The organism is Halorussus ruber, assembly GCF_004765785.1.
GTDB classification, from domain to species: Archaea; Halobacteriota; Halobacteria; order Halobacteriales; family Haladaptataceae; genus Halorussus; species Halorussus ruber.
This window is the reverse complement of sequence record NZ_SBIT01000010.1, coordinates 181,004-195,373: the sequence shown is the minus strand read 5'-3', so window position 1 is coordinate 195,373 and position 14,370 is coordinate 181,004. Positions and strand designations below refer to the sequence as shown.

At 65.0% G+C, this 14,370-nt stretch carries 9 protein-coding genes; 3 read left to right on the top strand and 6 right to left on the bottom strand.

Features of this window, described 5'->3' with window-relative positions:
- Positions 1–271: 271 nt before the first annotated feature.
- The 3 genes from EPL01_RS17230 to EPL01_RS17220 are packed head-to-tail and all read right to left on the bottom strand — an operon-like array spanning position 272 to position 5,249.
- The gene (locus EPL01_RS17230) at positions 272–1,360 is read right to left on the bottom strand and encodes a segregation and condensation protein A (protein ID WP_135826515.1); all 1,089 of its coding nucleotides are present in this window, start codon (positions 1,358–1,360) and stop codon (positions 272–274) included.
- Positions 1,353–4,940 carry a chromosome segregation protein SMC gene (gene smc / locus EPL01_RS17225; RefSeq protein WP_135826514.1) on the bottom strand — a complete coding sequence of 1,196 codons (3,588 nt, stop codon included), beginning with the start codon at positions 4,938–4,940 and terminating at the stop codon, positions 1,353–1,355. The genes EPL01_RS17230 and smc overlap by 8 nt, the downstream gene beginning before the upstream one ends.
- A gap of 24 nt (positions 4,941–4,964) precedes the next feature.
- Positions 4,965–5,249, bottom strand: a complete 285-nt coding sequence (locus EPL01_RS17220; protein ID WP_135826513.1) for a DUF7518 family protein — start codon at positions 5,247–5,249, stop codon at positions 4,965–4,967.
- Positions 5,250–5,444: 195 nt separating this feature from the next.
- Between EPL01_RS17220 and EPL01_RS22080 the strand changes: the two genes are divergently transcribed.
- The gene (locus EPL01_RS22080; RefSeq protein ID WP_210424181.1) at positions 5,445–7,091 is read left to right on the top strand and encodes a PGF-pre-PGF domain-containing protein; all 1,647 of its coding nucleotides are present in this window, start codon (positions 5,445–5,447) and stop codon (positions 7,089–7,091) included.
- A gap of 22 nt (positions 7,092–7,113) precedes the next feature.
- On the opposite strand, the gene EPL01_RS17205 is transcribed toward EPL01_RS22080, so the two are convergent.
- Complete coding sequence (locus EPL01_RS17205; protein WP_135826511.1) at positions 7,114–8,754, bottom strand: sensor histidine kinase; 1,641 nt, start codon at positions 8,752–8,754, stop codon at positions 7,114–7,116.
- Positions 8,755–8,843: 89 nt separating this feature from the next.
- Here EPL01_RS17205 and gatB point away from each other — a divergent pair, with 89 nt between their 5' ends.
- Together gatB and EPL01_RS17195 are read left to right on the top strand one after the other, a co-directional pair.
- Positions 8,844–10,331, top strand: coding sequence for an Asp-tRNA(Asn)/Glu-tRNA(Gln) amidotransferase subunit GatB (gatB, locus tag EPL01_RS17200; protein WP_135826510.1), 1,488 nt, complete (start codon positions 8,844–8,846; stop codon positions 10,329–10,331).
- 28 nt (positions 10,332–10,359) lie between these two features.
- Positions 10,360–10,842, top strand: a complete 483-nt coding sequence (locus tag EPL01_RS17195) for a hypothetical protein (protein WP_135826509.1) — start codon at positions 10,360–10,362, stop codon at positions 10,840–10,842.
- A gap of 513 nt (positions 10,843–11,355) precedes the next feature.
- On the opposite strand, the gene EPL01_RS17190 is transcribed toward EPL01_RS17195, so the two are convergent.
- Positions 11,356–12,387 carry a YeiH family protein gene (locus tag EPL01_RS17190; protein ID WP_135826508.1) on the bottom strand — a complete coding sequence of 344 codons (1,032 nt, stop codon included), beginning with the start codon at positions 12,385–12,387 and terminating at the stop codon, positions 11,356–11,358.
- Between the two features lie 371 nt (positions 12,388–12,758).
- On the bottom strand, positions 12,759–14,156 hold the full coding sequence (locus tag EPL01_RS17185) for an MATE family efflux transporter (protein ID WP_135826587.1): 1,398 nt from the start codon (positions 14,154–14,156) through the stop codon (positions 12,759–12,761).
- Positions 14,157–14,370: the final 214 nt, after the last annotated feature.

Below are 14,370 nucleotides of genomic sequence, written 5' to 3'. Positions count from 1 at the left end.
CAGAGGGAAGCTAGCGACAGGCTTGAACACAGGAGTCTCCCGCACCGCCCCGCGACCGCACCTCGTCCTCCCCAACCTCCTGCGTTTCTCGGTCGCTTCGCTCCCTGCGATACTCGTCCCTCGCGCGCAAGGCGCGACGCTACGGCGTCGCGCCACGCGCGCCGAAGAAGTAGAGAAGCAAAAACAATTCCCGAAGCACATATTTCATTGCTTAGGCAATCAATTAGATTTTCGAGGCTACAAACCACCAGAAAACGAACCCGGTCCGACCTCAGTCCGCAATCGCTTCCGGCGGGTCCGACTCGTCGGTCTCCTCGGCGGCCTCGCCGTCTACGACCCACAAATCGCCGAACAGGTCGTCTTGGTCCAAGGTGACGCTCCCGCGGTGGGAGAGAAACAGGAGCGCGAGGAAGGTCTGGATGCGCGACCCGCCGATGGTCTCGATTTCGGCGTACAGGACCTCGGTTCGGCCCTTGTCGTAGTGGGCGCGGAGTTCCTCGCGCACGTCGTCGATGACGGCCTCGATGTCCTCCTCGTGGGCCGTGCCGGTCACGTCGTCGGCGGATGGTTCCTCGTCCACGCGCATGTCGTCGTCCGTGCGGTAGTCCAGCGTCTGAGTCCCGCGCTGGAACCCGCTTGGCGAGTCGGTGGTGTCGTAGCTTCTGGACTCCTTCCACCACGACCCGCGCTCGCGCTCCCGGAGTTCGCGAACGAGTTCGTCCAGCGTCTCGGGCGACCCGCGGGCCGATTTGCGCTCCAGCCGACGCTCCATCTCGTCTTCGAGCTGGGCGACGGGGTCGTGGCCCGCGAACTCGCCCTCCTCGGCCATCGGCGCGTCCATCCCCGGTCCCCACTCGTCCCACGGGTCCTCCGGTTCCTCGTCCTCCTCGTCGTCGTCGGCCAGCATCGCGTCGCTCTTCATCCGCAGGAGGACGCTGGCGTAGAACAGCGCCCGACCCGAGGTCCGGAGGTCGGCCTCGTCCAACCGGTCGAGGAACTTGTCGGTGACCGTCACGATGTCGATGTCCCACGGCTCGATTTCGCCCTCCTCGGCCAGCTGAACGAGTAGCTCGACGGGTTCGGCCTCGTCGTCGTCCGCCTCGGCGTCAACGTCGAGTTCGTCGCTGAGAAGAGAGTCCTCCTCGGTGTCGATTTCTCCGTCGTCGCTCTCGCCGTCGTCCGGCGAGTCCGCGGAATCGCCGGACGACTCGGGCTGTTCGGGGGCGTCTTCGGACGCCGATTCCCCGGCGTCACCGCCGAAGGGGTTGGACTGCTTGGCCTCGCGCTGTCGCTTCTCTTCTTCGTGGCCCGCGATGTTCAAGGAGAAATCGTCGTCCTCAGAAGACGAGTTCTCAGTCATCAGCAGGTACCTCCCCTTCCTCGTCGCCGTCGCCCAACTGGATGCCCGTCACGGTACTCACGTTGTCGCCCTGCATCGTGACGCCGATGGCGCGCTCGGAGCGCTCCATCATCGCCGAGCGGTGGGAAACCACGATGAACTGGGCGTCTCCCGCCAACTCGTCCACCATCTCGCCGACGCGCTCGGCGTTCGCGGCGTCGAGGAAGGCGTCCACCTCGTCCAGCGCGTAGAACGGCGCGGGGTTGTACCGCTGGATGGCGAAGATAAAGGCCAGCGCGGTCAGACTCTTCTCGCCGCCGGACATCGCGTCGAGGCGCTGGATGGGCTTGTCGCCCGGTTGGGCCTTCATCGTCAGGCCGCCGTCGAAGGGGTCCGCTTCGTCTTCGAGGTGGAGGTCCCCGGTCCCGTTCGAGAGGCGCTCGAAGATGTTCTGGAACTGGTCGTCGATGGCCTCGTAGGCGTCCATGAAGGTGGCCCTTTTCTGGTCCTCGTAGGAGTCGATGCGCTCGCGGATGCCCTCTCGCTCTTCCACGAGAACCGACTTGCGCTCCTCCAAGTCGTCCAAGTCGGCCTTCACGTCGTCGTACTCCTCGATTGCCAGCATGTTCACCGGCTCTAACTCCTCCATCTGGCGTTCGAGGCGCGCGATGTTCTCCTCGACTTCGTCCAAGTCGGGAATCTCGTCGGCGTCGTACTCGCCGACCGTCTCCTCCAGTTGTGAGATGTCGGCTTCGAGGCGCTCGGCGCTCCGGCGCAGGCTTTCGAGCCGATTTTCGACCGTCTCGACCTCGGACTTCTTCTCGTCGCGGGCCTGCTGGGCCTCGCGGAGGTCCGCCTTCACGTCCTTGCGCTCGTCTTTGAGGTCTGCGAGTTCGTCTTCGAGTTCCTCGACCGCCTCGCGCTTTGCTTCGAGGAGGGCCTCTTGGTCCTCGATTTTGCCCTCCAACTCCTCGATTTCCTCCTCCTGCTCGGCCTTCTTGTTCTGGGCCTGCTCGATGTCGTCGTGGAGGTCCTCGATGGCCTCCTCGGCGTACTGTTTCTCCAGTTGGAGTTCGTTGAGTTGGCCGTCCAACTCGTCCATCTTGTCCTCGAACTCCTCGATTTCGGCCTCGATGTCCTCGGCCTCCGAGGTGAGTTCCGGAATGCGCGAGTCGGCGAGTTCGGTTTCGAGGTCCGAGATTTCGTCCTCAACGTCGGCGATGACCTCCTCGCGCTCGTCTATCTCGTCTTCCAACTCCTGCATCTGCTCGTTGACGGCCTCGCGCTCGGCCTCCATCGCCACGAGTTCGTCTTCGAGGTTGTCGATGCGCTCGCGGACCGACTCCAGTTCGCCTTCGGTCCGCTCGACGTCGGACTCGATGGACCGGACTTGATCCGTCGCGTCGCTCTTGCGGTCGCGGGCGTCGTCCAACCGACTCTCCACGTCGCGGATGTCCTCGCGGATGGACTTGCGCTCGTCCTCCAACTCGTTGATTCGCTGGGCCACGCGCTCCAGTTGGCCCTTGCCGGACTTCGAGAAGGAGTAGCGCGACCCGGACTTGGACCCGCCGGTCATCGCACCGCTCTTCTCGACCAACTCGCCCGAGAGGGTCACCAGCCTGTAATCGCCCATCAGGTCCCGGGCAGTCTCCATGTCCTCGACGACCAGCGTGTCGCCCAGCACGTAGGCGAACACGCCGGAGTACTGCGAATCGAAGTCCAGCAGGTTGTACGCGAAGTCCACCACGCCGGGCATGCTGGGCGCGCTGGGCAGGTTCCGGTCGTGCATCTCGGTCATCGGCAGGAAGGTCGCCCGCCCCGCGTTCCGAGATTTCAGGTACTCGATGCACGACTGGCCGACGCCGTCGTCGTCCACCACGACGTGAGCCATCCGGCCGCCCGCGGCGGTTTCACAGGCTGTCGCGTACTTCTGGTTGACGCCGCCCAACTGGGCGACCGTGCCGTGGACGCCGGGTTTCTCGGCGTTCAGAATAGTCGAGACTGCGCGGCCGTACGACGAGTCGCCGCTCTGACCCGCCTTGGCTTCGAGTTCGGCGTACTCCTGCTGTTTGGCCTGAATCTGGTCCTCGACCGAGTCGAGGTCGTCCTGCAACTCGCGCTTCTCCTGCTTCAAATCCTCGACCACGTCGTCGATTTGGTCGCGGTTGCGCTTGGCCTTGGCCAACTCGTCGTCCAAGTCGTCCAGTTTGGCCTCCAACTCGGGAATCTGCTCGCGGGCCTCGTCCAACTCATCTTCCTTCTCGCTCTCGGCGTTCGACCGGCGGCGGGCCTCGTCCAGCAGGCGGTCCTTCTCGCGCTGGAGGTCGTTCTTCTCGCTCTTCTCTTCCTCCAGCAGTTCCTTCTTCTCGGCCAACTCGGCTTTGACCTCGTCGTACTCGGTGTCGATGGCCTCGATTTCGGCCTCGACTTCCTCCAGTTCGGCCTCCTTCTGCTGGATGTCGGCCTTCACGGAGGACTTCTCGATTTTGAGGTCGCGGATGTCGCTCTCGAACTCCTCTACGTCCTCCTGCTTGCGGTCGATTTCCACGAACGCCTGTCGGCGGGTGTTCTCGGCGTCCTGAATCTTCTCCTCGGCGGATTCGATGGCGTCTTCGAGTCGGGAAATCTCGCCTTTGACCTCCTCGATTTCGCTCTTGATGCGGAGCTGCTCGTCCTCGCCCTTGCGCTCGATTTCGGCGTTGAGTTCCTCCAACTCGTCTTCGAGGCGGATGACCTTGCCCTGCTTCTCGTCAAGTTCTGCTTGCAGGTCGGCCAGTTCCTCCTCGCGCTCTTCGATGTCGTCTCGCGTGTGGGCGAGGTCCTCGCGCTTCTCCTCCAACTCGGCGGCCTTGAGGTGGCCCTCGTACTCCTGCTTCTCGTCGCGCAGGCCCTGATATTCGAGGGCGGTCTCGCGCTCGTCGGCCAACTGGTCGAGGCGGTCCTGTTTCTCGCCGATTCGGAGTTCGGCCTCGCTGATGCGCTCTTTGACCGTCTCCAGTTCCTCTAAGGCGTCCTCTTTCTTGGCGTCGAACTCCGCGACGCCCGCGATTTCGTCGATGATTTGACGACGCTCGTGGGGCGTCATGTTGATAATCTCGGTCACGTCACCCTGCATGACGACGTTGTACCCCTCGGGCGTCACTCCGGCCTGCGCGAGCAGGTCCTGAATGTCCGAGAGGTTGACCGAGCGCCCGTTGAGGTAGTAGTACGAGTAGTAGTTGTCGTCGGTCTCCTTGACCCGGCGCTTGATGGTGATCTCGTCCACGTCGCCGACGTTGTCGGACCCCGCGGCGTTGACCACCTGCGCCCTATCTACGTTCCCGTCGCTGTTGTCCAACACGACTTCGACGCTGGCCTCGCGCGTGCCGCCCTGCTCCTCGCTCCCGTCGGCGTGACCGGGATTGTAAATCAGGTCGGTCAGTTTCTCTGCGCGGATGCCTCGGGTTCGGGCCAACCCGAGCGCGAACAGCACGCTGTCGATGATGTTACTCTTCCCCGAGCCGTTCGGACCCGAAACAGTCGTGAAATCCTCGTAGAACGGGATTTCGGTCCGCCGTCCGAAGCTCTTGAAGTTATCCAAGACGAGCTTTTTGATGTGCATGGTTGCTCGTACGCGGGGACCCCGTTACGCGACGATGATGTCGTCGCCCAACTCGGAATCTCCCCCCGTCTCGTCTTCCTTCTGGGACTCTTGGCTTTTAGCCTCGTCGCTTTCCCCGCTTTCGTCGTCTCGCGTTCGCTCTGTCCGCGATTCGGTCGATTGGACCGCCCGCGAATCGGCCGCCTCGTCTTCGAGGGTTTCGAGGCGGTCGTGTACCTCCACCAACTCCTCGGTCAGTCCCTTCACCGTGGCTTCGAGTCGCTCGACCTTCGATTCGAGTTCCTCGACGCGCTCGTCTTGGTCGCTCATGTCCGTGTTGGGCCACGGCAGGACCATAAACGTACGTCAGACACCCATAACAATTTTATCACTTCTACGTGTGTTCGATTCGCACGCTTCAGCAGAGCTATCCGGTGAATATAAGTGTTCACCGTTAGAGAAATTAGCCAGTCAGAATAAATGGCTCGGGGAAGTGGACAGAAGCCGTGGCTTCGCCCAGCGTCCGTGAGTCGCGCATGTGTCGTCCTTGCTGTCGTCGTCCTCGTCGCCGCGAGCGTCGCGTCCGGCGTCGGTGTCGTATTCGCCGAAGGTGATGACTCGGTCCAGACCCACTCGACGCTGACCGAACACACCCTGCCGCTCCTCGGCGGCGAGCGCCCGAACGACTCCGCCCGCGGACCGTCGAGCAAGCCCCCGATACCGACCGAGTCGCCCGACCCGATTCCGGGCGACCCGCCGAGCGAGACGACGAGCGCGCCGGACGACCCCATAAATCAGACGACCGTCCCGAGTCCGAATACCTCCGTTCCGACGCCGACCACGACCGTTCCGAACCCCGGCACGAGTGTCCCTGCCCCGAACACGACCGCCCCGGGCGGCCCTCCGGAAAATCCGCCCGGGAACGGGCCGCCCGGCAACGAGACTGAGCCACCGGAGAATCGAACCGGCCCGCCCGGCAACGAAACCGGACCACCTACCGACCCCGGACCCCCAGAAAACCGGAGCGGACCGCCCGGGAATCTGACCGACCCTCCCGGTAGCGGGTCCGGCGTACCCGGAAACAGGACTGACGCACCCGGAAATAGGACTGGCCCACCCGGAAACGGGAGCGGCGTGCCCGGAATACCGGGCAACGGAACGGGCGTCCCCGGAAGAGGAGCAGGACTGCTCGACAACGCGACGCTCCCGGGGAACGCGACCGACCCATCGAACCGGAGCGAGCGCGCCCGCAGAGGTCCCGGCCCCAACGTGAGCGCCCCGAGCGTAAACGTCACCGTGCCGAACGCGACCGCGAACCGGTCGGTCTCGGTGAACGTCTCCGAGACCGAGGCGGCGGACGCCGACGTGGCGTTCGACGCGGTCAACGTGACACCGACCAAAAACGGGAGTTTCACGCTCGACGTCACCGCCAGCGAGGCCCCGATAGCCGGGAAGACGCCGACCCGCGAACTCACCAACGGGACCGAGCCGCTGGCGTACCTGAGCGTAGACCACTCGATTTCCGACCGGAACATCAGCGACGTCACCTTCCGGTTCCGGGTGAAGCGAGACCGAGTGAGCGCCTCCGAGCGCGACGAAATCGCCATGTACCGGTACCACGGCGGGACGTGGAACGAGCTTCCGACGAGACTGGTCGAGACCACCGAGCGCCACTACGTCTATCAGGTTCGGTCGCCCGGCCTCTCGGAGTTCGCGGCCGGAAAACAGCGCCCGCAGTTCGAAATCGCCAACGCCACGGTCGATCTCAGCACTCTCTCGGTGGGTGACGCCCTCAAGGTACAGGTCCGCATCACCAACGAGGGCGACGCAGACGGAACCTTCGGCGCGGAACTCGTCCTCGGTAGCGAGACGGTCGCCGACCGGCAACTCACCATCGCGGCGGGCGGGATGCGCCAGACGACGTTCGAGCGCAGGGTGACCGACCCGGGCACCTACGAGGTCTACGTCAACGACTTCCGGGTCGGCGAAGTGGTCGTAGACGAGTCCGCGGTGAGCGGCGACGCCACCAGTCAGTCACCGACCGGCGACGAGGAGACCGACCGCGACGACTCGACCGGCCAGAACACGAACGCCAGCGTTCCGGGCCTCGGTGCCGTGACGGGCGTGCTGACGCTACTGGCGACGTTGCTGGCTGTCCGGTTGAAAGAGTAGCCGAGCGCGATTCTTCCGGCGATTACTCGCCTTCAGCTGGCGGTAAATCTATCCTGACGACCGACCCCTGCGGGTCGTTCTCGGCGAACGTGAGCCGACCGCCCGAGCGCTCGACCACCCAGTTGACCAGCCAGAGGCCGAGACCGCTCCCGTGTTCGAGGTCGGTCTCCTCGCCCTCGGTCAGGACGGCCCGCTCGTGGTCGGGGATGCCGGAGCCGTCGTCGGCGACCGCAATCCGGACCCACCGCTGGTCGTCAGCGTCGGTGGTTCGCTCGACCGAGACTGTCACCGAGGGATTCTCGTTGTGTTCGACCGCGTTCTCACACAGGTTCTCGACTGCGGCATCGAGCGCGGGGATTGCGTTCGCTGGCGGCGTGTCGCCGGACTCGACTGCGATGTCGGCGTCGGGATACTCGGCGCGGACCGCGTCTGCGGCGTCGGCCGCGACCGATTCCGGGTCGATTTCGACCGGGGCAGCGTCGTCGCCCTCCATCGCGTCGCCGACCCGGCGGGCCTTCTCGCTCAGGTCCACGAGGTCCCAGCCGCGCGAGGAGATTTTCTCGGCCGCCTGCCGAACCTGCGGGTCGTCGGACTCGTCGGCGACGAACTCGGCGTAGTTGACCACGACGGTCATGTCGTTTCGCAGGTTGTGACGCAGGACGCGGTTGAACACCTGTAGCCGCTGTTCGCGCTCCTTCAGTCCGGCCTCGCGCTCGGCCAGCGCGTCGGCGAGGTCCTCGAACCCTTCCCGAATCTGGTGCCACTCCTCGCCCGAGGCGAGTTGGGGCGACTGATCGTAGTCGCCGTCTCGGAGCGCGTTGAACCCGTCCAGCAGCTTCTCGGCCTGCCGGATGTTGGCGTTGTACTCCCAGATCGCCAGCGCGATGACCAACGACAGCACCAGCGCCAGACTTGCGACCTGCATGATAGCGACCTCTCGCAGTCGAGCGTCCAGCGTCGAGCGGTCCCGGCTTACCCGGATCGTCCACCCGGTCGAGGAGACGGTGGCGGTGCTGGAGACGCTCTCCTCGAAGGAAGCCTGCGACTCGTGGAGGACCTTGTCGTCGGCCCGGACCGAGACGGTCCGGACGCCGGTCTCCAGCGGCTTGACCATCGTGAGGAAGGTGAACTCGTTGACGGGAAGCGCCGCGGCGAGGACGCCGGATATCTCGCCCTCCTCGAAGATGGGCGCGCTGATGATGACGATGTGTTGGTCGGTCCCTTCGACTCGCTCGGGGTCGGTGACGTGGATTTCGCCGGTTCTGGCGGTCTTGCTGACGTAGGTCCGGTTGCCGAGGTCCTCGCCGATGGTCTCGCGGCGCACCTCGGGCGCGATGTCGCCGCGGAAGTCTATCACGGTGCCGTTGGCCGCGACGACCTGCCCGGCGAAGAGATGCGGGTTCGTGAGAAACCGGTCCAAGAACTCGCTCGACTGGCTGAAGTTGCTGGCTTCCGGGCGCGAGGCGTAGAAACCGACGTAGTTCTTCTCCTGGCGAATCTCGGCGTCGATTTGCTCGGCGGTCTGGGTCGCCGTCTGGTCGACGTTCTGTTCCATGCTCGAAATCGACCGGTCTTTGGCCAGTTCCAGTTGGCCGTAGACGACGCCGCTGAGGACGAGCGTGACGACTACCATCAGCACCGCGAACTTCGTCCGGACCTTCACGTTTTCACCACCTGAACACTCGGAGGTAATGAACCCTGCTGAACCGTCGTTCGTTAGTCTTTAGCGCCCCGACCGCAAACTGGCGGGTAATGACTGCACAGGCTGTCCAGCAATCGGACCTCGCCGTCGTCATCGGTCTGGAGGTCCACGTGCAACTCGAGACGGACACGAAGATCTTCTGCGGGTGTTCGACCGACGTGGCCGACGCCGAGCCAAACACCCACACCTGCCCGGTGTGTCTCGGTCTGCCCGGCGCGCTCCCGGTGCTGAACGAGGGCGCGGTCGAATCGGCCGTCAAGGTCGGCAAGGCCATCGACGCCGACATCCCCGAGGAGACGACCTTCCACCGGAAGAACTACTTCTACCCCGACCTGCCCAAGGGGTTCCAGATTACCCAGTACGACGCCCCCATCTGTCAGGACGGCGAACTGGCGGTCGAAGTCGAGGGCGAGCGCCGGACGGTCGGCATCCAGCGCGCCCACCTCGAAGAGGACCCCGGCAGTCTCCAGCACGCGGGCGGGAGCATCGACACCGCCGAGTACACGCTGGTCAACTACAACCGCGCGGGCGTCCCGCTGATGGAAATCGTGACCGAACCCGACTTCCGCGGCGCGGAGGAGGTCCGAGCCTTCCTCGCCAAACTCGAGGAGGTCCTCGAATACCTCGGCGTGTTCGACAGCCAGCGCGACGGGAGCCTGCGCATCGACGCCAACCTCAGCGTCGTGGACGCCGACGAAATCGGCGACGACGGCGGGATTAGCGACGAGGCGCTCGAAGCCGCCAACCGGACCGAGGTCAAGAACATCTCCAGTCACAAGGGCGCGGAGAAGGCCCTCTCTTACGAGGCGCAGCGCCAGAAGAACGCGGTCCAGCGCGGCCGGGAAGTCGAGCAGGAGACCCGCCACTGGGACGAGTCCCGGGGCATCACGGTCTCGATGCGCTCGAAGGAAGAGGAGAAGGACTATCGGTACTTCCGCGAGGCCGACCTGCCGCCCCTGCAAGTCAGCGACTGGAAGCAGAAGCTCGACATTCCCGAGCTACCGGACGCCCGCCGCGAGCGATTCGGCGACGAGTACGGCCTGAGCGAGGAGGCCGCGAGCAAACTCACCTCCACGAAGCAGGTCGCGGACTTCTACGAGGACGTCGCCAGCGAGTACGACCCGGACCTCGCCGCGACGTGGGTCGCCGACAACCTGCTGGGCGAACTCAACTACCGCGACATGGAGATTACCGACGTGGAAGACCGCCTCGGCGAGTTCAAGCACCTCATCGAACTCGTGGCCCAAGAGGAGATTACCACGAAGAACGCCGAGGAGGTCGTCCTCCGCGAGATGCTCGACGAGGGCGACGACCCCGAGACGGTCATCGACCGCGAGGGGCTGGGCAAGGCAGACGAGGGCGAAGTCGAGGGCGCGGTCACCGAGGCCATCGAGGAGAACCCCGACGCTGTCGAGGACTACCACGCTGGCGAGGGCGGCGCGCTCAACTTCCTCGTCGGGCAGGTCATGCAGAAGACCGGCGGGAGCGCCGACCCTGGTTCGGTGAACCAGATGCTTCGGGAGCGACTGGACGAGTAGAGACCCACAACTTCTCGCTCGGATTCCCATGGTAGCAGACGGCGTTCCACTCGAGTCGGTCGAACTTCAGCTCGACTTCTCGGAGTACGCGCTCGAACCCGAGTCGTTTGTCTGGGTTCCGGACGAGATGACTCTCTCGATACGGCGACCGACCGAGGACGGGACGGACGTCATGCGACTGACGTGGACGTGTCTCGAACACCTCTTGCTTCTGCTCGACCAAATCGAGAGCGGTCGCTCCGACACTATCCTCTCGGGAACTGGTTTGGTTCGAGTCGAGCAGTCCGACGACCGAGTGGCGATACACACCAGACCGAAGCTCGTCGGACCGCGCGACGAGATGCGTGACGCGATAGCGGAACTCGTTCGAGAAGCCTTCCTCGAACTCGAGTCGAGAGGTCTCGATACCGAGTCCGCCGCCAGATTCGCGGAAAGACGGTTTTCGGACGAGGACCTCGACGTGATTTCGATACACGACCGACTGTTGGACGACGAATCGGAATCGAAGTGACGAGTCCGGGCGGGCGAGGGCGAACAGGCGGCGCGTGATTGGACCCCGAGGAGCGCGCCGCGCTCCCGCCTCGACTCCTCGGGGCAGGTCTCAGGTCACGCAGGGGGTTCGTCCCCTCCTCGGATTTAAACCCTCGCGCGACTCGGCGGGAAGTTCGAGAGGCGATTGGAGGACGACCAAACCACCGAGGCGCGCTCGACCAACTACCTGCCATGGGGTGGATGAAGGGGACGCCCGGTCGCGTACAATTTAGTCGTCTGACCGACCCCTATCTGCGACGGGCGGTGTCTTGCCGAACGAAGTGAGGCAATGGCTCGGAAGACGCGGTTTGTCTTCCGGCGCGGAGAGGAGCAGATATGTCGGTCAGCGACCGGGCGGGGGCTTCAAAGGTGTTCATCCTACGACTTCGCTCTCGCCATCGATAGCAACCCGGGATGAGCCCGGAGCTTCAGAAAACAACAATATCTCAGTTCTGTTGTTCACGCTCGCAGCCACATCGAAAATCCTCGAAAATCAGAACAGGGACTGAACTCCGACCAGCGACACCACACTGACGATGACGAGCGTCACGAACAGCAGCGCGACCGGTCCCACGCCAGTCCGACGCAGGCCCTCGACTTCGATGTCGAGGCCGAGGCCAGCGAACGCGGCGAGGAACAAGTAATGATAGGCGCGCGTGAGGGCGTCGATTTCGGCCCCGGTCAGCGCCCCGCTGGAGGCCAGTAGCATCACCGAGACGAACCCGAGGACGAATTTCGGGAACCCCTGCCAGAGTCGTCGGAGCGTCCCGTCGGAATCCGTCCCGTCGGTGTCCGTGGCGTCCGAGTCACTCTCGACCGTTTCCTCGTCAGTCCCCGTGTAGACCACCGAGTACGCGAGGACGACCGCGCCGAGGAGGACGTTGCGCGTGAGTTTCGTCAGCGTGGCCCACTGGCCTGCCGTCTCGGAGTAGGCGAACCCCGCAGCCGTCACCGGGCCGGTGCTGAACATGCTCAGTCCGGCCCAGATGCCGAACACCTGCCCGGAGAGGTCCAGCAGTTGCCCCGCGACGGGGTACGCGAAGAGCGTGAGCGCGTCGAACAGCAGGATGGCGCTGGTGGCGTAGGCGATTTGCTCCTCGTCGGCCCGGACGGTCCCGGCGGTGGCGACGACCGCCGAGACGCCGCAGATGCTCGCGCCCGCCGCGAGCAGCGAGCCGAGGCGTCGCTGGAGGCCGAACAGTCGGCGCGAGAGGACCTCGGCGACGCCGATGGTGAACGCGACGATTCCGAGGACCGACAGCAGGAGCGGCAGTCCCGCCGAAAGCACCGAGTCGAGCGCGATGCGAGCGCCCATCAACACGATGCCGACTTCGAGCCAGAGCTTCTGGGTGGCGATGCCCGGCCGGAACGTCTGTGGCACGTCGGCGACGTTGGCGACGACGAGGCCGAGCGCGATTGCTACGACCAGCGGATTCAGCGGCGTAATCGCGCCGACCGCCTCGCCGACGGCACCGACGAGTATCAAGAGCGCGAGACCGGGGAGGAGGCGACGAATCCCTGCCATCGCTCAGACCGTGAGAACGACGACGCCGACCACGAGATAGCCGAGGGCGACCGCCTGCCACCCGCGGTCGAGTTCGGTCCACCACCGACGAAGTCGCGTGCCTGCCGTGTCTGCTTCCATGTTTCGACAACTGGGCGAGACGGCATAATATACTGTTGAAAGCGGAGAAAGCCCTGACGGCGTAGAGGTTTCGAACGGGAGTCGAGGGTTTGGCGTCGTGCTCAGAGCAACTAAAATAAATACTTAAACAATTTTATATTGTGTTAGGGGATTGTTTCTATCTGTTTCGCCGAGGTGGCGGCTTTCTCCGAAAATCGTTCGCCGGAAACGCGGCGGGGCACCCCGTGGGCGTCGGTCCCCCGAACCGAATTTCAGTCCCCCGGCGTCGCCGTCGGTTCCTTCTCGACGACGCCCTCGCGCCAGCGGCCCAGACTGAACCACGCCGCGCCGACGACGAACGACCCGACCGCCGAGAACGACCACGCCCACCAGAGGCCCTCGACGCCCCACGCCCACCCGGCCAGCGGGACGCCGAACGCCGAAATCGACCACGAGTAGGCCAGCACCAGCGCGGCGGGGATGCGCAGAACCCACCGCGAGAGAAAGGACAGCGCCATCGCGGTCCGGGTGTCGCCCGCCCCGCGGAACCCGCCCTGCACGACCATCAGGCCGCCGAAGAACGCGAGGAAGGGCGCGATGATGCGCAGGAAGTCCACGCCCGCCGCGACGACCGCGGGGTCGGCGATGAACACGCGCATGGCCTCGTCTGGGAAGGCGACCATCAGCGCGCCAGCGCCGAACAGCACCGCCAGCGTGCCCCCGGTCGCCTTCCACGTGACCTCGGCGGCCCGGTCGGGGGTGTCCGCGCCGAGGTTCTGCCCGACCCCGGTCGCGGTGGCCTGCCCGACCGCGCCCGAGACGGTCCACGACACCGACATCAGTCGGAGACCGACGCCGTAGGCGGCGGTCGGAATCGGGCCGAATCGCGCCACGAGGGCGGCCATCGCCACCGCGGCGAAACTTCGCGCGAGGCCGTCGATAGTTCCGGGGTAGCCCACGTCCACGAGTTGCTTCAGCACCGGCCAGTCGGGTCGGAGGTCCGCCAGTCGAAGCTGGACGCCCCAGTCGCCCTTCACGAGGAGCGCGACCCCGATGACCGCCGCGAGGACCCGCGAAATCAGCGTGGCGACGGCCGCCCCGCGGACGCCCCACGCCGGGAACTCCCACCAGCCGAGGATGAAGAAGGGGTCGAGGACCACGTTGACGCCCGCCGAGAGCATCATCAGCCACATCGCGGTCCGAGTGTCGCCCGCCCCGCGCAGGACCGCCCGGAAGACGAAAAAGAGGAAGGTGAACGGAATCGAGACGAACAGGACCTCGATGTACTGGAGCGAGAAGGCGTAGACCTGTCCCTGCGCGCCGACGAGGTCCAGCAAGGGGTGGCGAAAGACGTAGCCGAACGCCGAGAGGGCCAGCGCCACCGCGACGGTCAGCATCGTAATCTGGGCGACCACGTTGTCGGCCTTCCGGTCGTCGCCCGCGCCGACGTGCTGGGACACCAGCGCGACCGACGCCGCGGTCAGGCCCATCGCCACCGAGACGAACATCCACGCGGTCGGGAACATCAGCGAGACGGCCGCGACCGCTTTCGGCCCGACGCGACCGACCCAGAACATGTCAGCTAAGTTGTAGAACGTCTGGAGGAGGTTGCCCGCCACGAGGGGCCACGCGAGGCTGACGAGTTTCGGCGTAATCGCCCCGGTGGTCATGTCTACTCGGCTCTCCTGTTCGCCCGACACGGTCTCGGTGGAAGGTCGTGCGTGTGGTTCTTAAACGCATTCTTTCCCGGCCGGGTCTGCCGGAGACTCCGCGGCGGGGTCGTGAGTCGTCGTCAGTCGGCTATCGTCCTTCGCGCACGCGCCTTGGACCGCCGCCCTCTGGCGATTTTCGGCGGCGAAAGCTTTACGCCCGCAGTTGTCCTAC